Here is a 20487-nt window from a genome sequence, read left to right as displayed (position 1 = left end):
CCGTCGAAATACAGGTCTTCCAACTTGGCATTCGCCGTCCGAGTAGTTCGGACGACCGGCCGCTAGGGCGCCTAAATGTTCGTATATTGTACGGACTTCGGCCGATCGATCAAGCAAAATCATGTGACCCCGGCCGGGGCAGGCGTGGACTGTCCACATGGACCCACTTCGATACCCTACTTTTCAGACCTTTTCTCTTTGACAATCCGTTTGCGGCAAGAGAGATTTCGCTCACACAAAGCTCCGAGATTACCCTCGCCGAGTCTTAATCTTTTCCCGTGTGGTCGTTCCTGAGTCCCGGTTCACTGGGTCCGCGGTGATCAAACTCAGGAGCGCCTGAGCGGTAACCGGTCTGCAGACGGTTCGAGCGTCCGCTTGGATTGCCTTTCGTGCTTCGCGATGAGGTTGCGACATTTAGCATTGCTGGAAGAACATCACTCATGAAGATTTCGCTTCAGAATAAGCGTCGCAATCGCTCGTCCAGAATCATCGCCATGTCGATTCTCGGTGGAGGTCTGTTGACCGCCTCCGCTGTGCAGGCTCAGCAGTATTGGAACACCAACGGGACGCTCGCGACGATCAACACTGCCAACTGGAGTGCGTCGCCAGGGGGTCCCTTCACTTCGGCCTTTACAACGAACGGCAACATCGTCTTCGGTGCCAATTCACTGGTCACCGGGGCAACCGTTGATGTCGGCAACATAACGGTCGCCAATGGGTTCACTGTAACGTTCACGGCGGGGGGGACACTTGGAACGGGTGGAAACATCCGCACGTTGGATGTAGGCACCGGTTCGACGCTCGATCTGGCTGCACAGGCGCTATCGGTCGCTGCGGGCTCGGGATACATCAAGAACGGCAATGGCACTCTCGTCAGCGCAAACGGTAACGCCTACGTGGGCGGTTTCACGCTGAACGCTGGAACGGTCGCCGTCGGCGGTGTCAATGCGTTGGGCGGAGGCGCGGGCAATACGCTGACGATCAACGGCGGCACCATCCGCTCAAACAGCACAACCGCTCGAGACCTGACCGGAAAGTACGCAGGAGGCATCACTGTCGGTGGCGACTTCACCCTTGGCGACGCCACCAACAACGGTGCGCTGACGTTTACCAACGCTATGGCGTTGGGCGCGGCCAACCGCACCATCACGACGAACAGCAACGCGGTCTTTGGGGGCGCAATCAGCGGAAGCACGGGCGTCGGCCTCACCAAGGCCGGGACCGGCACGCTCACTTTGTCTGGTGCCAATACATTCACCGGGGCGATCAACGTCAACGCGGGCAGTCTCGTCGTCGGTGGCACTGCCTACCCCGCGCTGGGCGGGAACACTCCCGGTACCAACGGCCCGTCAAGCATTACGGTTGCGTCGGGTGCTACGCTCAATTTCGCACAGTCGGGAACAGGAGCCACGACAGCCAACTATTTCCAGCCGCTGACGATTAATGGCGGCACCCTGATCACTTCGGGCGGCGCCGCCGCCAACACACTCGCACTGAACTTGAATGGCGGTCTCACGCTGGGTGGAAACGTCTCGACCACAATCAACGGCAACAGCACGCTGATCATCCCCGGCACGACCACTGTCAGCCTGGGTGCCAACACGCTCACGATCCAGACCGATGGCAGCAACGTTGGTAACAACATCGGTGCAGCCATCAGCGGCACCGGCGGCAGCCTGATCAAGAATGGCGGCAATTCCCTGACGCTCTCCGGCAACAACACCTTCACCGGTGCGACCACGCTGAATACCGGAACGCTGATCCTCGACTACGCCACCCAGGACAACAATAAACTGTCAGACACCGCTTCCCTTACACTTGGGGGCAACCTTATCCTGGCCGGTGCTACGGGTAGCCATCTGGAAGTGGTCGCGTCTACCACGTTGACGACTGGCCTGACCTCCAGTGTGACGCGGTCGGGTGCCAACACGGCGGTCCTGCAGTTGGGCACCATCACCAACAACGCAGGCTCCGGCATCAGCTTTGGTGCGGCTGGCCTTGCCACCACCAATAACACGAATAACAGCCTGGGTATCCTCGGCTTCTGGGCCACCATTAATGGAGACGGCTGGGCGGTGAACTCCACCAACGCTCCGAATGGGCTTATCACCGGAGCCGCCTACACCGATGTCACGCGCCTGAGTTCCGGAACGAAAACTATTGCGGGCGGAGCCGGTCACACACGCATCATTGAAGGTGTCGGCACGGTCGCCGACATTACCCTGGCCGCCCCCGGTGTCACGTCGACCGATACCCTGGTAAACACCGCCACCACCGCGGGCACCGTGGATATCGGCGCGGGGAACACCCTTCGCACCAGTGCTATCCTTCAGGGTGCAGGGGCCGGGGCGCTGACGATCGGCATCGCAGCGACGCCGGGCACACTGACGGCTTCTACCGCCGGCGGTGATCTCGCCGGGGTGGCTAATGCGGCCATCACGATCAATTCCGTGATCAGCGACAATACGTCGGCCTCAACGCTGACCAAGTTCGGCACGGGTACCCTTACGCTAGCTGGAAACAACGACTACACCGGGGCGACCGTGGTCAACAGCGGGACCCTGGCGATCGCACACAACAACGCGCTGGGCACCACGGCCGGCGCGACGACGATCAATGGCGGCAATGGTACCACCGGTGTGAACCTCGATTTGTCGAGCGCCACTGCTGGCTTGACGATTGCCGAAAACCTCAACTTTTCCGGTAATCTGGGAGGTCGTGCGGCGCTTGTTAACAGCAGCGCGTTCAATCACACACTCACAGGCTCCATCAACGTCAGCAGCGATACAAACCTGGTTCAGTGGAACTCAGGCGGCACGGGCTCCATCACCATCAGCGGTGACATCACGGGAACGCTGGCCAATAACGCCGTCTTGTTCGTTCGCGGCACATCGACCAGCGCCACGAACCGGGTGATCGGCAACGTGAACCTGACCGGCGGCAACTTCGCCAAGACCGACGCCGGTACCTGGCTGGTCGGAGCGCCTGGAAAAACCTATAGCTGGGTAAACACCGTGTTGGCCGTTGGCACCCTTAAAATGGGAGCGGCGGGCGTACTGCCCTCGGCGTCGGAGCTGATCATGGGGAACTCATCTGGTGCCACTTCTCCCATTCTGGACCTCAATGGGTTTAGTCAGACGATTGCGGGCATCACTTACAGCGGCGGTTCTGCGTCAACCGGCACCAAGACGATCACAAACACCGACGCCATCAACGCGGCGGTGCTGACCGTCAACAATGCCATAAATTACTCTCCTACCGGCGGCTCGGCGGCCAATAGCGTGATCCTGGCCGGCAATCTGAGCCTCGTGAAGCAGGGTGCCGGAACGCTGACACTCTCGGGCACCAATACCTATACCGGTGCCACCACGGTGTCAGCCGGAACGCTGGTGCTGGCCGCGAATGCGACCGGGAACACGGCTCTTATCACGATCGGCAACGGGGCGACGTTGCAAAGCGCGGCTAACTTCACACTGGGCACCGGGCAGTCCGTGACCGGTACCGGCGCGACCGGCTTCCTGACGATCAGCCCGGCGGGGGCCAATGGCTTTCTCACGACCGGCAATAGCATCTTCAACACGGCCGGCACGCTCACAATTTCGCGACTGGACGTACGAGGCACGGGAAATCAGCTCAATACAGGCAACTTTGTGTCCGGTGGTGCCGCCGTTAACCAGCGAGGCCTGTTGGTGGGCAACACGGTCGCCAGCGACTTGACGATTAATGCCGGCGCAACGCTGACCACCCAGGGGTCTGGGACCGGCGCACAGGACATCCTCGGCAATGGCACTGCGGGTAACGGCGCGTTGATCATCAACGGCGGCGTCTATAACGCGACGGCCGGACTTGCGTCGCTTCTATTGGGCAATGGCGCAAGCTTGGGCGGTGGCACACTGACCATCAACACTGGGTCGGCCAATATCGGCACCATCGGGTATCAGGTCGGCTCCGCTCAGAGCGGCATCGTCAACCTCAATGGCGGCACCCTCACACTGGGAAGCGTCACCTCAACGACGGTGGGCACCCGTGAGTTCAACTTCGACGGCGGCCAGCTTGTCGCCAGTGCGGGATTGACCTTGCCCACGTCCGTGACTGCCAATGTGAAGAATGGCGGCGCGAAGATCGATACCGGTGCGAACTCGGTGAGCATCGCCTCCGCCTTGCTGCGATTTGGTGGAACCAGCACCGGCGGCCTGACCAAGACTGGCACGGGCATCCTCACCATCTCCGGTGCCAGCACTTACACCGGCGATACGCTCGTCTCCGCGGGCACCCTGCTGGTCAACGGGTCGCTGGCGACCTCGGGTTCCACCGCCGTCAATGTTTCCAACAATGCGACCCTCGGTGGTTCGGGCAGCATTGCAGCGGCGATCAGTATCAACAGCGGCGGCACCCTCTCGCCGGGCACAAGCCCGGGCAAACTGACCGCGACCGCCCCGGTCACGATGGCTACCGGCTCCACGTACACCGTCGAGCTCGGCGATGTCGGTGCCGATACCCTGCTCGTTGCCGGCACGGACTACGACCAGCTCGCGCTGACCGGCACCGGAACGACGCTGACGATCAATCCCACTGTCGCACTGTCGATCGTGGAGCAACCGAATCTGGCAGCCGGCCAGGCGTTTGTGATTGTCGACAACACCGCAACCGGAACCATCTCCGGCCTGTTCAGCATCGGCGGGGTACCGCTGAACGAAGGGGACACCGTGGCAGGTAACCTCGGTACCGTCTTCACGATCAGCTACGTCGGTAACGACGTCACCCTTACAGCCGTCCCCGAACCGGCCTCGGTCGGTTTGCTCGCGATGGCCGGCTGCGGACTGCTGGCCCGGCGGCGTCGCGTGGCCCGGGCGAAGTGACCGCAGGAAAAGACGGCCATTGGTGTTCCGAACGACCTACACGAGCGTGGGATCTCATGCGTCGTCGTTAGAAACGCTAACCCGGACGTTTCAGCGAAGTTCGAATCAGAAGCCCGCGACACCCACGAGAATCGTTTCGCAATTGGTGGTCTTGTCGAGTTGGGTGTTGCTGAACTTGTCGATCTTCACCTGATCGGTGCCCGTGCCTCCGTCGACGATGTCTTTCACTTCGCCGTTGCAAACGTCGATGATGTCGTTGCCCGCGCCGGCGTTGATGGTGATGGGAGCCGATCCGCCGGCGTAGAATTTGTCGTTGCCGTTGCCGCCGACGAGCGTGCCGCCGAAGGTGACATAGAACTCGTCGTCGCCGTCGCCGCCGCTGAAGTAGACGTTGTCGGAGCCTTCTCCATAGAAGAAGTCGTCGCCGGCTTCCCCGTAGTACTTGTCGGCACCGCCGCCGCCTTCACCGCCGAAGGCGTCGTTGCCATCGCCGCCGATGAGGACGTCGTCGCCGGCGCCGCCCATCAGGAGGTCATCGCCGCCGAAGCCCTGGAAGGTGTTGGCGGCGGATGATCCCATGAACCAGTCGGCAGCGGAGCCGCCTTTGAGGTTCTCCACATCCGTCTTGACGTTGTCCTTCTCGACGCTGGCGTCGGGGAAACCTTCGCCGTCGTCGGCGATGTTGTTGATGTTGACATAGAGGGACTTTGTACGGCTGGCGTAGGTGACGGTATCGACACCCGCCCCACCGTTGAACACATCGCCGCCGCGGCCGCCGTCGAGCGTGTCCGCGCCATTGCCCCCGTTAAGGGTATCGTTGCCGCCGCCACCGCGGAGGGTATCGTCGCCAGCACCGCCGTTTAGGGTTACAGGTTTCAGGACCAGGTCCGACACGGTGAGCGAATCGTTCCCGCCGTTGCCGTTCATGACGATGGCCTTCACCGACCCCAGCGCGAAGTAACGGACCACTCCGTTCTCCACCACTTTCAGCCTCACGGTCGTCTATGGAGATGGACACTGTATCCGTCGCCGCCCCGCCATTGGTGGTCAATACCTTGGTCACCGGGTCGAGCGTCACGCTCATTAACTGACGCCCTTCGAGCGATTCGACGACCGGGACGCGACCAGAGCGAGTGGAATGGGAACGGTACAAGGGCGTCTCCTTCGGCAAGCGTGCAACGACGGGGTTCCTGACTGACGGGGGAAATGTAGCCCGAGTTGTTGAGTCCGGCGGGAGCCCTTTTCAGGGCCACGGAGTGCGACCGACCTAAACGGCGGACCGAGATTCTCGCGACAACTGTTAACGCCGGCGTCCTTTTCGACTTTGACGGGTCGCCCGAAGGAGTGCGCCTGGGGGTCGAAAGTCTCTATAATCGGGTCATGAATCCCGCCGACCTCGCCTCTCGTATCGATCACACGGTGCTCAAACCCGAGTCGCAGTTTGCCGACGTAGACCGTGTGATCGCCGAGGCGATCGAGCACGGGTTCTGCTCGGTCTGCATTTCGCCGGTGTTTGTCGCCCATGCCCGGGAGAAGCTTCGAGGAACGGGGGTTCTGGTCTGCACCGTTTGTGGCTTTCCGCACGGGACCTCGAAGTCGATTGCCAAGGCGATTGAAGCGACCGGGCTGGTGAAGGACGGGGCCGATGAAGTGGACGTGGTCGCCCATCTGCCGTACCTGGCGACCGGAAACCTGGACGCCGCCCGGGCCGAGCTGATCGAACTGGTGCGGGCGGTCCGGGCGGCACGACGCGACGTGGTGGTGAAGGTGATCGTCGAATCCGGGTACCTGCTGTCGCTCGGCAGCGATCGCGGGGAAGCGGCGATCGCGTTGGCGTGCCGGGCCGTCCGGGAAAGCGGCTGCGACTTCATCAAGACCAGCACCGGGTTCCATCCCACCGGCGGCGCGACGGTCGAGGCCGTCCGGCTCATGAAAAAGTACGGCGAAGGCATCCGCATCAAGGCCGCCGGCGGCATGCGCGACCTGCCCTCGACGCTTAAGATGATCGAAGCCGGAGCCGATCGACTGGGTATGAGCGCGTCGGTCGCAGTGGTGAACGAGCTGCGATCCGGCTCGGCGTCGCCGGGCGGTGCGGCGGGGTATTGAATGCCCGGGTGCCGAAAGTTGTCACGGAACCTTCACCGCAGGAGCAACTGATGCCACGACCGGCCCGCCTCCGTCGTCTTGCCTTCACGCTCATCGCCTGGCTGGGCATCGGTGCCGGGCTCTCAGCCGTCGGCCGGGCGGACCTGCCCGACCCCATGCGCGTGGACAGCAAAGACGCTTACATCCTGCACGTACCGGGCATCGCCGGGGAGGCGGGGATCGATCATTTTCTGATCGGCGGATTGAAGGACGGCGGATTCAAAGGCAAAGCCGAGATCTACGACTGGACCGGCGACGAGAAGGGCCTCAAGGCGCTGATGAACCGCCGCCGCGCCGACGAGGAAGCGGCGAAGGTCGCCGAGAAGGTGATCGCCTTCCGCAAGGCCAACCCGAAGGGGCAGATCATGCTGACCGGCCATAGCGCCGGCACGGGCGTGATCATCTTCGCGCTGGAGAAACTTCCGAAGGATGTAAAGGTGGACGGCGCGCTGCTGCTCTCGCCGGCACTGTCGCCGGATTACGACCTGTCGTCGGCGTTGTCGCACGTCACGGGACGGGTATACGTGTTTTCAAGCACGCTGGACTATTTCGTGCTGGGGCTTGGGACCAAGCTGTTCGGCACAATCGACCGCAAGAACGGCGACTCGGCCGGGCGGGTGGGGTTCATTCAGCCCGCCAATGCCGCCGACCCGAAGCAATATGAGAAGCTGGTATCCTGCCCGTATGAGAAGGGATGGCTGAAGTTCGGCAACATCGGCGACCATGTGTCGGTGATGTCGCGGACGTTCAGCCGGCACATCCTTTCGCCGCTGGTCCTATCCCACCTGCCCGGCGGCGGGCTTCCGCTGACCCGCCCGGTCACGCCTGAACCGACTCCGACGACGAAGCCGTCGGAGTGAGTCCCAGTTTTCGCCTTGCGCGCTGAGTCTGGATTGTTCCGGCTAGGGTAGCCGCTTCAGCAGGATGTCCTTGTACTGCACTTTCATCTCCTTCGGGATGACAGGTACCGCCAGCACGCCGCTGACGCGCTGCTTCTGCTTGTCGCGGTCTGTCAGTTCGCAGGCGAGCTTGCCGTTGACCTTCAGGGTGATCTTTTCGCCGACGGCGATGATGTGGTACTCGGTCCACTGCGTCAGGTCGGCGGGCTTGCCGTCAAAGGGGTCGGGGATCTTCTCGGCGGTCTTTTTTCCGTCTGCGTCCCACGTCGCCCGCTCGCCGCGGGCAGCGAGGCTTTTGCGGGTGCCATACTCGTCCCAGATACCGGCGGCGAACTTGCCCGCGCCGTCGATATCGGCCTGGTAGCCGTGCACCAGCCCGCGGTCTTTGACTTCCGAGCGAAACTGCATGCCGCTGTTGGCGTCCTTGCCGAAGATTCGGAAGCTGAACTTCAGTTCGAAGTCTTTGACCGGCTCTCCCTGCCAGACGAGGAAGCTGTTCTCCTTGAGCTTGTGGTCGGCCGGAACATGACCGGTGATGGCACCGTCTTCGACCTTCCACCAGGTCATGTCCGGGGCACGCCAGCCGTCCAGGGTTTTGCCGTCGAAGATCGCAACGAAAGCTCCTGCCGGCGGCGCCGCGACATCCGCCCGCACGCCGACGGCGATCAACGACACCAGGGCCAGAAGGAGTAGGCGGGACATCTGTCGAGACGGGTTGAGGGAGGTCATCGAAAGCTTTCCGGATGGGGTGACTGAACGCGAGGCATTTGAAGCCCAGCGAGCCCCCAAATGCAAGAACGCTCCAATCGCCGGGGCTCGGCAGCTTGGAGCGTTCTTGCTGTATGGTCTCGTGTCCAGTGCTTCGATCAGCGCGTGTTGTTCACACGCCACTTCGGATACGGGTACTTGGCAAGGTTGGCGGTGCTGAAAGTGGCGGCCGCGTCGGTCGGAAGCGCGCCGGCGTCGCCTCCACCGCCGGGCAGTGTTTCCGTCGCGAAGGTTTCGGCGTGGCCGTCGAGCATCAGGCAGTTGGTCTGCTTCTGGTTGCCATGACGGGCGTTCAGGCGGTTGGCGTTCTGCGTCTGCATGTTCACGCTGCCGATGCCATCGAACAGAATGACCACCTCGGACGAGTTCTTGATCGAACCGATTTTGCGGGGGGCCCCGACCTGGTTGGTACCCGGCCAGCTGTCGGAGACCACACGGTGCATGGGGATGGTCAGGTCATTGTTGCTGGTCCCGTTCGGCGCGTACCAGGACCAGACCGACTTGCCCGTCATGATGAAGTTCGACGTGTAGAGCGTCGGCCCTGCACCGCGGACATCCTTGCGGGAATCCGGGATACCGGTGCCCGTCGTCGAAGTGCCACGCATATCGGTCGTTCCACTCGGGCACTTGAAGACCGAATCGAACGACGGCGGCGTCGTCTTATCGAAGACATCAGGGTAGGAGAGGTAGCGATAGCCGACGAGCAGCGTTGCCCAGGAATCGACCGTCGTGCTGGTGGCCGGTCCGCGAACATCGCAAGGGACCAATGCGCCCTTGTTCTCGTTGGCGTAGTTCATGATCGCGTTGCCGAGCTGTCGAAGGTTGGACAGACACTTGGTGGTGTTGCCGGCCTCCCGCGCCCTTTGCAGCGACGGAAGCAGAATCGACATCAGCAGCGCGATAATGCCGATGACCACCAGCAGTTCGACCAGGGTAAATCCGGCGCGTGAAGACCCTCGACGTGACATAAAGCTCCTACGACAAGACATCCCCCTGAACGTTAAGGCAACCGCAGGCCGCGGCAGATATGGATCCTCTTACCACTCCTGAATCGATTATACGCCGAATCCCGCTTTGCGGATCGGTCGCTCGAGTCGACTTTCACAATATATACGCGCCTCGAAGAGTCCGTAAGGGTAATCCGCAAACTAGGGATTCCCCCAGGATCCCCATCGTACCGATGCTGGGCATCAATTGAAGTGCGTTACTCGACCGTGCCTGCTTTGCGCACGCCGCTCCCGATTTGCCCCGTCAGTTCGTCGCCGAGGTCCTTTCGCGCTTCGAACACGTACTTCATCAACTGCTCGACAACAGCGGAATTGGCCGCTGCCAGATTGGTGCTTTCGCCGACGTCAGCTTCGAGGTCGTAGAGGGCAAGTTCCTGGGAGGCCACGCGGTAGCCATGCCGGCTGGCAATGCCTTCGATACCGCTCTGCGTAATCGGCTTGGGTGCCTGTTTTCCCCAGTTGCTCGGCTTGCCGCCGGTGCCCGGCTCTGCCGCGACGGTGAGGTACGGGTGGGAAACGTGCAGCTTCCACCTTCCTGCTCGGACCGCGTGCAGTTCCCCGCCGGCGTAGAAGTAGTAGACCTCGTGCGGACTCTTCGCCCCCGGCTGGCCACTGATCAGCGGCCAGGCGTCCTTTCCGTCGATCACTCTTCCCTTCGGCAGATCGACGCCGAGCAGCTTTGCCACCGTGGGAACCAGGTCGATGGTGGCCAGCATCTCGGCCGACGTCCGACCAGCCGGCACTTGTCCCGGCCAGCGCATGATGCAGGGCAGTCGCATGCCGCCTTCGTAAGCCGTCAGCTTTCCTTCGCGCAACGGACCGTTGGAACCGGCGTGGTCGCCGTAGCTAATGAATGGCCCGTTGTCGCTGGTGAAGATGACCAGCGTTTTGTCGTCCAGCCCGTGCCGCCGCAGGGCCGCCATGATCTGGCCGACCGACCAGTCCAGTTCCTGAATGACGTCGCCGTAAAGCCCCCGGCCGGACGTGCCCTTGAACGATGCCGACGCGAAAATCGGCACGTGGGGCATGACGTGCGGCACGTACAAAAAGAACGGGCCAGACTTGTTGCGATCGATAAACCCGACGGCTTTCTCCGTGAACTGCCGGGTGAACTGCGACTGATCGGGCTCCAGTTCGACGACTTTCTCTCCGTCTTTCAGAGGCAGGTCGGGGATGTTGGGAATCGTGGGGTGTTTCTTCCCGTTGTCGTTGGAATAGGGCAGGCCGAAGAAGTCGTCGAACCCGTTCTTCAGCGGGCCGAACGCGTCCACCGTTCCCAGATGCCACTTGCCGTAGATCGCAGTTGCATATCCCTTTTGCTTGAAGATCTCGGGCAGCAGCAATTCGTCGGGATGAATGCCCGTCTTGCTCGTGTGGTTCAATGCCCCCTGCATACCCACGCGATTGGGGTAGCACCCGGTCATCAATGCGGCCCGCGACGCCGTACAGACAGCCTGTCCGACATAGAAGCTGGTGAACTTCGTCCCCTCGGTGGCCAGGCGGTCGATGTGGGGCGTCTTGATGTCTTTCGCGCCGAAGCAACCGATGTCGCCATAGCCCATGTCGTCAACAAAGATCAGCACGACGTTGGGACGTTCGATCCTGCGGAGACCGGCAGGATCGGCTGCCGCGGCAGTGACACCGTTGGCCGCCAGCAGGGTCAACAGCAGCAACAGCGGTGTGCGGTGGTTCATGCGCCGCAGTTTACGAAGCAGGCGCGGATGCGTCTTGTGAGAAATGGATTGTCAGCCGCAAAGGACGGCATGCGACGTCCTACCCGACTCGTCGAGTCCGGCTCGTCGCCACCGACTCAGCAGGCGTCGAAATCCGGCTGTTCGCGGTTGAAGTAGAGCGAGCCTTCGAACCATCCCGACACGGCTTCGCGGCAGCGCAGCAACGTGCCGGAGACACGCAGGGGCGTCGGTCCGCCTTTGGGGTCGGGGATTTCGATCACGCCGCCGTAGCCCAGCGGAAGGCGGTGTTGGGTGATGAACCCGACGCCGCGGGAATGGATGTCGCGGGTGAAGACAGTCCAGGGCGGCGTGCCGCTGGGATCGCTGTGAAACCGGAGCATGGCGCGGACGCGGTAGGTCTTGCGGGCCTGTCCACGGCGGTCGTGGCCGGGCGACGAAGCGCGGCCCACTTCCAGCGCCGACAGGACCATTTCGGCCTGCGGCGGGAATGCCGTTGCGTCCGCCGTCGCCGTCGGAGAGTTGCCGGGCGAGGTGCGCACCGGCGACGACCGGGTCACCTGGGCGGCGGGTGCCATCAGCATCTCGAATAGCTCGCGCGGCGAGACCGGCGGCGGCGAGTCGGACATCGAACCTGCTGTGCCCCTGGCCTTATCGGGAAACATCGCGATCGGGTCATCGGGCTCGAACGGGTCGCGGGTGTCTTCATCGTGGCGTGTCATGTCGAACACGCCCCAAGGTGTACGAATGCTCGCCCCGCCAGCACTTGCGAATGACCGCTCGGTGACGGTGATCGACCCGGCGACGCCGGTTTCGGACGATTTTTTGTTCTTACTCTTGGAGCTCATGAAACTTCCCTCGCCCCAGACCCAGGGTCACGAACGATCCTGAAAGGCAACAATCCGCCACCCACTGGCGGACTCCCACGCGACGCCACTTCGATACATCCGACCTACGATTGGGCTTCTCGCGTCGGCAACACAGGTGATCACCGAATCACGGGGCGGCCCTTCTTACCGGCCGCGCCTTGCCATTGCGCTATAACCCAGTTATCATTTCGGCCCCTTTCACCCCGGGATTCACCCGCGGTGGAATGGTTTTTTCAGGCACGGCTGACGTGGAGATAAGCCACCGGCCGGCGGAGCGATCTCCGCCTGTCGTTAATTGCGGTTCCACGCACGTCCGGCCAAGGAGTTCGACCGTGAAAGCCAAGATTCATCCCCGTTATCAGACCTGTAACGTCCGCTGCGCCTGCGGCAACGAGTTCGTCACCCGCAGCACCCAGCCCAAGCTGGGCGTCGATATCTGCTCGTCCTGCCACCCGTTCTTCACGGGCAAGCAGAAGTTCGTGGATACCGCCGGCCGCGTGGAGCGGTTCAGCAAGAAGTTCGGCGGCACCTACAGCTTCCAGAAGACCAACACACCCGCCGCCAAGTAATGGCCCGGGTATGCCGCCCTGCCACGCATCGTGGCAGGTGCTGAAGACAATCGACGCCGTCGCCCCGAGGGAGCCCCCGTCAAAAACCTCGGCCGACGGCGTCGGTTTTTTTCTGCTGCGCTCTCGGCAAACGACCCGCCCGCAGACGACCTACACTCGTCCCTGATGCGACCTTACCGGCTCATTGCAACGGTTCTATTCCTGCTGCTGTTGGCGACGGGTTGTGCAACACCATCGCCGCAGCCAACAGCCACGCCTCCGGCAACACTGCCATCGACCCGTCCACAAGCGCTGACCGACCCTCGTTATGTCGAGGTGGTCCGCGCGACGTGCACGCCCCCTGCCGACTGGTCGGCCGAGCCCATCAAGACGACTTCGATCAGCGAGCATCAGGTCTGGATCAGTCCGTCCGGTGCAACCGCGTACGGGGTACTGAACGTTCGTCATCTGCTGATGCCCCTGGCGAGCAACGAACGCATTCTCGGCGAGTTCCTTGACGGCATGCTCAAGAGCGAAGGCGCCGCCGACCTGCTCGAAAAGCAATCCGACAACAGCCTGGCCGATGGACGGGGTGGCATCCGGTTCGTTGCCCGCGGCGGGAAGTACACCGTCCGAGCCTGCCTGACCAGTTCCGGCCGCAATGCCTGGATCTGGTACGCCGGCACCCTGAGCGGCCAGCCCGTGATCGCAAGCGAACTCGCGACCGCCGAATCGGCACGGGAGCAGACGTCGGTGGGCGTGGTAACGGCAAAGTGACGGGGGAATTGCTCCGCCTGTTGATTCTGTGACGGGGGTTCTTGCTGTATTGCGAGGCGTCGCTATACTTCCCCTCCCTCGCCCGCCGGGCGGTCGCGTGTCTGCGTCGTGACTGGCGGGCTAAACCCATGAGGCATCGGAGTTAACAGCAATGGCAAGAGAGCGTCCCGAACGGGCCGAAAAGTTTCAGACCTTCAGTCGCCCGAAAATCAAGATCGCCCGCACCAGCACCTCGGGTAAGATTTACATCGACTACAAAGACACCGAATCGCTGAAGAAGATGCTGAGCGGCAACGGCAAGATCCTCAGCCGTAAGCGCACGGGCGCTACCGCGATGGAACAGCGCATGATCGCACAGGCCGTCAAGCGGGCCCGCTACATGTCGCTTCTGCCCTACGTCACCGCGATCGTCTGATCGACGAAACGGTTGACACAAGAATTCTTGCTACAGGTTTTTTCTGTAGTACAGCGCCCGTCCTGCGGAGGACCGGGCGTTTTTTTATTGCGCCAGGTAGGGTCCGCCTTGGCGGACGCGTCACGCCGCGTATTGCGCCACATGCGAAACTTCGCGTCCGCCAAGGCGGACCCTACGGGAGCATCTCGCACACCGCCGAAACCTTGTCCTCGAAGTGTACGAACGCGCCCACGTGCCTGAGATTCGGGTGAGGGCCCCAGAGTTCGAGCAGTTTGCGACCGGCATCAACGGCGGCGTCGGCGTGCTCGAAGCGGACGGCATTGCTCGCGTCGCCGTCGTAGATCCCCAGTGCCGCCGCCGTCTCCAGCCAGATCACCGCGTCGTACCGCGACAGCTCGATGCCGTGGGTGCTGCCGACATCAACCCAGTACTGGTCCGGTCCGTCGGGCCAATACGCCGCCCCGTCGATCGTCCCGCGGTCCAGCAGCAGCACATGCCCGGGATGCGCCTCGGCGATCCTCTGTTCCTGCTCGAGTTGCCAGCGATAAATCTGCCGCTGCACGTCACGGCGTTCTTCGATCGAGAGACGGTCCCAGCGGGTTCCCAATCGCGTGTAGACCTGCGTCGCGGCCTCGGGGATGAGAACAAACCGATCCGGGTATCGACCGGCGATCTCCCGACCGATCACGCTCTTGCCCGCGCCGGGTCCGCCAGTCAGTACGATTCGCCGCGATGGGTCCATTGGCGGGACTGTAAGGCTATTTCAGTTCGAAATCCGCTGTTCGAAATCCCGAATCAGACTGCTGACGCCACATCGATTCGCCTAAACCAGCGGCGGACGGCCGAGGCTCCGGCGGATGATGGTGATCTGCCCGGCGTGCATCGCCGCGTGGAGACCCATGAAGTTGACCGCGCCCCAGGGGGTATCAAACCGCGGGTGCTTGAACGCCAGCGGCTTGTCGAAGTCGGCCGGGTCGGTCGAACGCACGCGGGCGATCAGCAGGTCGCGGGTTTGTGCGAACAAGGGGAGAAGAATGGACGTGTCGCCAAAGTCGCTGGCCTGCGGACAGCCGGCGTCGCGGCTGAACCGCTTTTCAAACCCGTCGGGAAGTGCCGGAAGGTCTGACGCGCCGAGCACCATTGTCATGATGCGGCGGTCGGTCAGAACCAGATGTCCCAGAAGCCAGGCGACGCAGTTGCTTTCGGGCGTCGGCCGGTGGAGATATTCCGCGGGCCCGAGGTCCTGGCAATAACCCATGACCAGGCCTTTGGCGCCGGTGAGGGTGTTAACGAGAACGTCAATCGATGTCGGCACGGTGCGTGTCCTTTCGTTGGACGCATTCTACTCGTGCGCGTATGGAAATCCGCGCGAGCCTCGGAGCGCCTCCTCGCGACGGTGGGCACACGGCAGCGCTGTGGGCGCGGCTTCGAGCGCTTCGCTTCCTGCGAGTGCCGTCCTGATCAGCCACGCCGGGCCATGTATTCCCGGACATGCCAGTTTCCCTTACCCGACCCCGTTTACGGGTCGATTCTATCGCGTGTAGCGCTACGACGGGGATGCGCCGTACCCAATCCGATACCGCAGAAGTCACATGATTGCAGACAACGCTCCGACCGCCGATACAGCCATCGCCACCGTGCCTCTTCACGAGATCAAGCGACTTCGCTTCGAGTTGCTGGCTGCAATTCAGGGGGATCTACGGGGCGGCGAGCAGCTTCCGCCCGCCGAAGCGCGGCCGCGGCTTGAAGCCCGCTTCGTCGAACTGATGCCCCACGTGGCTCCCAATCTCTCGACGGACATCCAGCAGATGCTGATCAGGCAGGCGCTGGACGAAGTCTGCGGTTTCGGTCCAATCCAGTCGCTGCTGGACGACCCGTCGGTGACGGAAGTCATGGTCAACCGTCACGACCGCGTTTATGCCGAGCGGGCAGGTCGTTCAACGCTGACGTCCGTGAAATTTGACGACGACCAGCACGTCCGGCGGGTGATCGACCGGATCATCATCCCCATCGGCCGGCACGTTGATACCAAGAATCCGCTGGTAGACGCCCGCCTGCCCGACGGGTCACGCGTGAACGCCTGTATTCCGCCGGTCGCGATCGACGGGTGCAACGTGACGATCCGGAAGTTCCCGACCCGTCGGCTCACGATTCAGGACCTGGTCAAGTACGGCTCAATCTCCGAGAACATGGCCCGGTTCATGGAAGCCTGCGTCGTGGCGCGAACGAACATCGTCGTGTCCGGCGGCACCGGCTCGGGTAAGACGACGCTGCTGAACGTGCTGTCGAGCTTCATCCCGACCCACGAACGCATCGTCACGATCGAAGACGCCGCCGAACTGCAACTGGGGCAGGACCAGGTGGTCCGGCTGGAAAGCAAGAAGCCCGAAATCGACGGCAGCGGTGCCGTCACCATTCGCGACCTGGTCCGCAACGCGTTGCGCATGCGGCCGGACCGCATCGTCGTCGGCGAGTGCCGGGGCGGCGAAACGCTGGACATGCTCCAGGCCATGAACACCGGCCACGACGGTTCGCTGACCACGCTCCACGCGAACACCCCGCGCGACGCCGTCAGCCGAATCGAAACGATGGCGCTGATGGGCGGCATCGATTTCCCTGTCCGGGTGGTGCGCGAGCAGTTGGCGTCGGCGGTGCAGTTGATCGTGCAGCAGTCCCGCCTGCGGGACGGGACGCGCAAGATCACCCACATCACCGAAATCGCCGGTATGGAAGGGGAACGCGTGGTGATGCAAGACTTGTTCCGGTTCCACGAAGAAGGCGTCGACGAGAACGGCAAGATCAAGGGGTCGCTCCGCCCCAGCGGCCTGCGGCCCAGCTTTCAGGAGAAGCTCGAGGCCCACGGGTTCGACCTCCCGGCGGAAATGTACCTGCCCAACGGTGGCGGCATGGGCCACCCGAATCAGCGGCCCGGAAGCCCCGAGATGCGAGCGGTGCCGGCGATGGCCGGCGCAGCCGGTGGCGCGGGTGCCGATAACGGCAAGAAAAAGGGCTGGTGGTAATAGCTGCACGAGTGCCGGATCGAGTCTCAGCGGAGCAGAGACTTCAGGTTCTCACTCGTAGTCAGGTCACCCGGACGTTTTCCCTCTTTGTTCGTCGCGGTCCGTTTCGCACCACTGTCCAGCAGCACGCGGATCGTCGTCGAGCTCTCGGCGGCAGCCGCCAGGTGCAACGCCGAGTTGTCGTCCTGGTCGACCGCATTTAAATCGGCGCCCGCTTTCAGCAACGACGCGCAGATCTCGGCTTCGCCCGCCCCGGCCGCTACCAGCAGCGGCGACTGCCCCACACCATTGCGAATATCCAGGTCGGCCTTGCGATCGATCAACAGCTTGACCGCGTTGTGACGACCACGCCCCGCAGCACGATGCATCGGCGTGTTACCCGCCTCGTCCCTGGCATTGATCGCGGCACCGGCGTCGATCAGCGCCTGGGAGATCTCGACCCGATTCTTCCCCGCGGTGATGTGCAATGCGGTGTGACCGCCTTCCCCCGGGATGGCCGGCTTCGCCCCGGCCGCCAAGAGATGGCGGATGACCGCGTCCTGCTCTTCGCGGGCCGCCGCGACCAGCGGCGTATCACCCGTCGGCGCCGCCGCGGCGGACTGCAACGTGGTCGCCGGCGCATTTCGAGCAGCGTTGACATCGGCACCGGCGGCGATCAGTCGATCCAGGGCACCGACCTCTCCGGCCCGCGCGGCCTTGAATAGCGGCGTCTCTCCGTCGGCGTCGCGTGCCCCGATGTCGGCTTTGTGGCTAAGTAGCATCGAGATGATCGATTCGCGGCCCGCGTACGCCGCCAGGTGCAACGGCGTCTGCTGCCACTGGTCGCGGGCATCGATCGACGCTCCGCGAAAGATCAGCACCGAGGCCGCGGTGCCTGACGCCATGGCTGCCAAGTGAAGCGGGGTCTTGCCGTCGGCGCTGGCCGCATTGATCGCCGCGCCGGCTTCGATCAGGGCCTTTACTGCGTCGGCGTTGTCGGCGGCGGCGGCAAGGTGGAGCGCGGTCTGACCGGCGGCATCGGCATCGGACAGGTCTTCGCCGGCTGAAATCCTCTGACGGAGCAGGACAATGTTTCCGGTTCGGGCGGCATTTCGAAGGGTCGTCCCGCCGGTAGCATGTTTCGTGGCCGGTTTCGATGCGCTTTGGGATGTTGCCGCGGCATCGCGCTGAGGTGGGGCTGTCGCCGCGGGCTGGCAGCCGGCCAGCAGCATCGCCGGGAACAGGCATTTCAAGGCGCGGTACGACATGGGGTTGCTCCCTTCGCTTCAGGAGCACCGATCATCCCACGGCCGGCGGGGTTGTCCAAATCAGCGGGAGCGAGGCACAGCAATGAAAACAGGCTTCCAGTCGCGCTGAGCGGACAGGAAGCCTGGTGGGGTACCGGATGTGAGTGCAGCGCTATCGGGCGGCGGAGCCGCCGAGGGCTTACTTGCTGACGCCCTTGCCGCAGCTGGGGCACTTGCCGTCGACCGCAACCTGAACGCCGGGACAAGTCGGGCAGGCGTCGGCGACCATCTTGCCGCACATCTCGCACTTGCCGTCGCCAGTCGCTTTCTGCGTGCCTTTACAGGAAGGGCAGACGTCCACTTCGGACATCATCTTCGAGTCGCTCATCTTGCTGTCGCTGTGCTGGCAGCCGACGACACCAACGAGCATGAGAATACCGAGGACGGGGGAGAGGAAACGAATCATGAGAGGCCTCCGGGAAAAAAGGGTAAACAGTCGGAATCCGCGAAGACTACACGGATGGCCGCGCGAATATTTCCGCAAAACTGTACGGACGGGGGGCGTCGTCGGATTTACAACCATCGACATGCAAATTGATTGCATCAGGGCAGGCCGCTGACCCTAAGCCGGACACGACCTGAACGAACGAGCGCCGGCGACGAAGGCATGCGCTGGCTTTAGAGGAGTCGGCGGATCGTTGCGACTGCTCGCAAAAACAAAAACGCCGGCCGCGGTGTGGGCGCGGCCGGCGTCGCCAGAAAGTGGGAAGGGAGCGTTTTTGGAATCACGCCGCTTTCTCATGGAAAGCCCGGCAATGTTCCGGGGGCGACAAGCGTCCCCGACGAAGACCTCACAACCTGTCAGCACCGTGTAGCCAACAGGCGGTCCTCCGCCAGTTCAATTGCGTCTGACGAGGCCTCGTAAGGCCCGGTCGAGTGCGATTGGCTGACCCACAGGATGTACGATTCGATTCCCGGGTCGGCAACTCGCGGGCAACCGAAGACAGGGCGCTCAGGCGATCAGCAGCGATCTGCTATTAACAATCCTAAGTCTTGACTCGGTCAAGGAATAGATATGCCAAGGGTCCGAAGATGAATACCGGTGTCCAAGCCATCAGGGCGGGCCAGAACGCTGCCCATTCGGGCTTTGGCGGGAGGGTTCCGGCGAGCTGGTGCGACAGGAAGATCGCCCCCATCCCGACCGCCGTCACGACCAGGCATTTGGACGCCGCCGACTTGAGCTTGCCCGGCTCCCGCGTCATGAGAAACGGAATCGCCAGCAGCAGAAGCACCAGGTTCATGATCGGCTGCACGAACCGCCAGTGCTTGACGCGCATCAGGTGGGTTTGACCGTAGCTGCCGGGCCGCTGGAGCAGTTCGTCGATCTTGCCCGAACTGAGAAACTCCACCCAGTTGCCGCTGCGATAGAGTGCAACTTCCTCCGGTGTCACGTTGCTCCGGTAGAACGCGACCGGCTGGACCACGGACCGCAGTGAATCCGGTGACAACCCGACCACCCGCTGGCCGTTGACGAGATCCCACCGCTGCTCGCCGTCGTTCCAGATCGCCGCGTCGGCAGTGATATGCGCCGAGGCGATCAGGTCTCGGGTCATGACCACCTTGCCATCGGGGCCGACGAGCGGTTTGCCGCCTGACATGATCGGATGGTCCACCTCCGAGCGCTCGGTGATGTCCACGATCTCCATGGTCGGCGGGGTGGTCGCGGTGCCGGGGGTGTACCGGCTGGCGCGCAGCAGCCCCAGGTCGCTGTCCTGCATCACGCGAATATCGAAGCTCTTGGAGCCGGCGTCGGAGCGTTCGTCATGATCGCGCATCAGCTTGGGGATCATCCGTGGGATCAGCAACTGCTGGTCGATAATCAGCAGCCCCTGGAGCACCATCCCCGCCAGGCAGATCGGCAGCGCGATCCGTATCATGGGTACGCCCGCCGCCAGAACTGCCGTCAGCTCATTGAAGCGGGCAAGCCGCAGCAGGGTGAATGCGGCGGCGACGACGGGAATCATGCCGCTGAGGTAAACGAAGAAAACGAAGACCTGATAGAAGTAGAAGTCTGCAATCCCGGCGATGGTCTCCCAGACGTCGGTCTTGCTCGCCTCGCCGACGCCCTTCACGTCCACGAGTTCGTCGAAGTTGAACACCATGTCCAGTACGACGTACATCCCCACCAGCACCATGAAGGCGATCAGGTAGTTCTTGAGAAATGTGCTTAAAACATAGCGATCGAGAATCTTCATCTGAGAAT

Annotated in this window: 17 protein-coding genes; 7 read left to right on the top strand and 10 right to left on the bottom strand. The window is 62.7% G+C overall.

The window, feature by feature from the left end:
* Window positions 1-518 precede the first annotated feature (518 nt).
* Window positions 519-4859 carry a beta strand repeat-containing protein gene (locus IPV69_RS16145; protein WP_206290718.1) on the top strand — a complete coding sequence of 1447 codons (4341 nt, stop codon included), beginning with the start codon at window positions 519-521 and terminating at the stop codon, window positions 4857-4859.
* A 105-nt stretch (window positions 4860-4964) separates the two neighbouring features.
* Here IPV69_RS16145 and IPV69_RS27595 read toward each other — a convergent pair whose 3' ends face one another.
* Window positions 4965-5828: a calcium-binding protein gene (locus IPV69_RS27595; RefSeq protein WP_206290717.1), complete on the bottom strand. Its 864-nt coding sequence runs from the start codon at window positions 5826-5828 to the stop codon at window positions 4965-4967.
* Window positions 5829-6239: 411 nt separating this feature from the next.
* On the opposite strand from IPV69_RS27595, the gene deoC reads away from it, so the two are divergent.
* On the top strand, window positions 6240-6965 hold the full coding sequence (deoC, locus tag IPV69_RS16135; protein WP_206290716.1) for a deoxyribose-phosphate aldolase: 726 nt from the start codon (window positions 6240-6242) through the stop codon (window positions 6963-6965).
* 50 nt (window positions 6966-7015) lie between these two features.
* Window positions 7016-7864, top strand: coding sequence for an alpha/beta fold hydrolase (locus IPV69_RS16130; protein ID WP_206290715.1), 849 nt, complete (start codon window positions 7016-7018; stop codon window positions 7862-7864).
* Window positions 7865-7906: 42 nt separating this feature from the next.
* Here the strand turns inward: IPV69_RS16130 and IPV69_RS16125 are convergent, their stop codons facing one another.
* The 4 genes from IPV69_RS16125 to IPV69_RS16110 all read right to left on the bottom strand — a co-directional run bounded on the left by IPV69_RS16125 (window position 7907) and on the right by IPV69_RS16110 (window position 12217).
* Entirely contained in the window at window positions 7907-8605 is a 699-nt protein-coding gene (locus IPV69_RS16125) for a 3-keto-disaccharide hydrolase (RefSeq protein WP_206290714.1), read from the bottom strand.
* A gap of 164 nt (window positions 8606-8769) precedes the next feature.
* Complete coding sequence (locus IPV69_RS16120; protein ID WP_206290713.1) at window positions 8770-9639, bottom strand: type II secretion system protein; 870 nt, start codon at window positions 9637-9639, stop codon at window positions 8770-8772.
* 236 nt (window positions 9640-9875) lie between these two features.
* On the bottom strand, window positions 9876-11372 hold the full coding sequence (locus IPV69_RS16115) for a sulfatase family protein (protein WP_206290712.1): 1497 nt from the start codon (window positions 11370-11372) through the stop codon (window positions 9876-9878).
* Between the two features lie 116 nt (window positions 11373-11488).
* Window positions 11489-12217 (bottom strand): hypothetical protein, encoded by a 729-nt coding sequence (locus IPV69_RS16110; RefSeq protein WP_206290711.1) that lies wholly within the window; start codon window positions 12215-12217, stop codon window positions 11489-11491.
* A 353-nt stretch (window positions 12218-12570) separates the two neighbouring features.
* Here IPV69_RS16110 and rpmE point away from each other — a divergent pair, with 353 nt between their 5' ends.
* The 3 genes from rpmE (at window position 12571) to rpsR (ending at window position 13978) form a co-directional block, all read left to right on the top strand.
* Window positions 12571-12807 (top strand): 50S ribosomal protein L31, encoded by a 237-nt coding sequence (rpmE, locus tag IPV69_RS16105; RefSeq protein WP_241179932.1) that lies wholly within the window; start codon window positions 12571-12573, stop codon window positions 12805-12807.
* A 165-nt stretch (window positions 12808-12972) separates the two neighbouring features.
* Window positions 12973-13563, top strand: coding sequence for a hypothetical protein (locus tag IPV69_RS16100; protein ID WP_206290709.1), 591 nt, complete (start codon window positions 12973-12975; stop codon window positions 13561-13563).
* 151 nt (window positions 13564-13714) lie between these two features.
* On the top strand, window positions 13715-13978 hold the full coding sequence (rpsR, locus tag IPV69_RS16095) for a 30S ribosomal protein S18 (RefSeq protein ID WP_206290708.1): 264 nt from the start codon (window positions 13715-13717) through the stop codon (window positions 13976-13978).
* A 172-nt stretch (window positions 13979-14150) separates the two neighbouring features.
* On the opposite strand, the gene IPV69_RS16090 is transcribed toward rpsR, so the two are convergent.
* Both IPV69_RS16090 and IPV69_RS16085 read right to left on the bottom strand, forming a co-directional pair.
* The gene (locus IPV69_RS16090) at window positions 14151-14720 is read right to left on the bottom strand and encodes an ATP/GTP-binding protein (RefSeq protein WP_206290707.1); all 570 of its coding nucleotides are present in this window, start codon (window positions 14718-14720) and stop codon (window positions 14151-14153) included.
* Between the two features lie 81 nt (window positions 14721-14801).
* Entirely contained in the window at window positions 14802-15293 is a 492-nt protein-coding gene (locus tag IPV69_RS16085; protein ID WP_206290706.1) for a DinB family protein, read from the bottom strand.
* A gap of 277 nt (window positions 15294-15570) precedes the next feature.
* On the opposite strand from IPV69_RS16085, the gene IPV69_RS16080 reads away from it, so the two are divergent.
* The gene (locus IPV69_RS16080; protein WP_206290705.1) at window positions 15571-16998 is read left to right on the top strand and encodes a CpaF family protein; all 1428 of its coding nucleotides are present in this window, start codon (window positions 15571-15573) and stop codon (window positions 16996-16998) included.
* Between the two features lie 26 nt (window positions 16999-17024).
* Here the strand turns inward: IPV69_RS16080 and IPV69_RS16075 are convergent, their stop codons facing one another.
* From IPV69_RS16075 to IPV69_RS16065, 3 genes are all read right to left on the bottom strand, one after another.
* A complete protein-coding gene (locus tag IPV69_RS16075) occupies window positions 17025-18245 on the bottom strand; it encodes an ankyrin repeat domain-containing protein (RefSeq protein ID WP_206290704.1) in 1221 nt (406 codons plus the stop codon).
* Window positions 18246-18423: 178 nt separating this feature from the next.
* Window positions 18424-18690, bottom strand: a complete 267-nt coding sequence (locus IPV69_RS16070) for a hypothetical protein (RefSeq protein ID WP_206290703.1) — start codon at window positions 18688-18690, stop codon at window positions 18424-18426.
* A 580-nt stretch (window positions 18691-19270) separates the two neighbouring features.
* Entirely contained in the window at window positions 19271-20479 is a 1209-nt protein-coding gene (locus tag IPV69_RS16065) for an LptF/LptG family permease (protein ID WP_206290702.1), read from the bottom strand.
* Between the last annotated feature and the right edge of the window lie 8 nt (window positions 20480-20487).

The sequence above is a fragment of the Humisphaera borealis genome (assembly GCF_015169395.1).
In the GTDB taxonomy this organism is placed as follows: domain Bacteria; phylum Planctomycetota; class Phycisphaerae; order Tepidisphaerales; family Tepidisphaeraceae; genus Humisphaera; species Humisphaera borealis.
The sequence above is the reverse complement of the archived record's forward strand: the minus strand, read 5'-3'. Positions and strand labels throughout refer to the sequence as shown.

Excerpts from the sequence above, each read along its gene's own strand:
- IPV69_RS16130 (WP_206290715.1), top strand. The coding sequence starts at position 7,016 with ATGCCACGACCGGCCCGCCTCCGTCGTCTTGCCTTCACGCTCATCGCC.
- IPV69_RS16090 (WP_206290707.1), bottom strand. The coding sequence starts at position 14,720 with ATGGACCCATCGCGGCGAATCGTACTGACTGGCGGACCCGGCGCGGGC.
- IPV69_RS16070 (WP_206290703.1), bottom strand. The coding sequence starts at position 18,690 with ATGATTCGTTTCCTCTCCCCCGTCCTCGGTATTCTCATGCTCGTTGGT.
- IPV69_RS16100 (WP_206290709.1), top strand. The coding sequence starts at position 12,973 with ATGCGACCTTACCGGCTCATTGCAACGGTTCTATTCCTGCTGCTGTTG.
- IPV69_RS16115 (WP_206290712.1), bottom strand. The coding sequence starts at position 11,372 with ATGAACCACCGCACACCGCTGTTGCTGCTGTTGACCCTGCTGGCGGCC.
- IPV69_RS16080 (WP_206290705.1), top strand. The coding sequence starts at position 15,571 with ATGATTGCAGACAACGCTCCGACCGCCGATACAGCCATCGCCACCGTG.
- IPV69_RS16075 (WP_206290704.1), bottom strand. The coding sequence starts at position 18,245 with ATGTCGTACCGCGCCTTGAAATGCCTGTTCCCGGCGATGCTGCTGGCC.
- rpsR (WP_206290708.1), top strand. The coding sequence starts at position 13,715 with ATGGCAAGAGAGCGTCCCGAACGGGCCGAAAAGTTTCAGACCTTCAGT.
- IPV69_RS16110 (WP_206290711.1), bottom strand. The coding sequence starts at position 12,217 with ATGAGCTCCAAGAGTAAGAACAAAAAATCGTCCGAAACCGGCGTCGCC.
- IPV69_RS16065 (WP_206290702.1), bottom strand. The coding sequence starts at position 20,479 with ATGAAGATTCTCGATCGCTATGTTTTAAGCACATTTCTCAAGAACTAC.
- deoC (WP_206290716.1), top strand. The coding sequence starts at position 6,240 with ATGAATCCCGCCGACCTCGCCTCTCGTATCGATCACACGGTGCTCAAA.
- IPV69_RS16120 (WP_206290713.1), bottom strand. The coding sequence starts at position 9,639 with ATGTCACGTCGAGGGTCTTCACGCGCCGGATTTACCCTGGTCGAACTG.
- IPV69_RS16125 (WP_206290714.1), bottom strand. The coding sequence starts at position 8,605 with ATGTCCCGCCTACTCCTTCTGGCCCTGGTGTCGTTGATCGCCGTCGGC.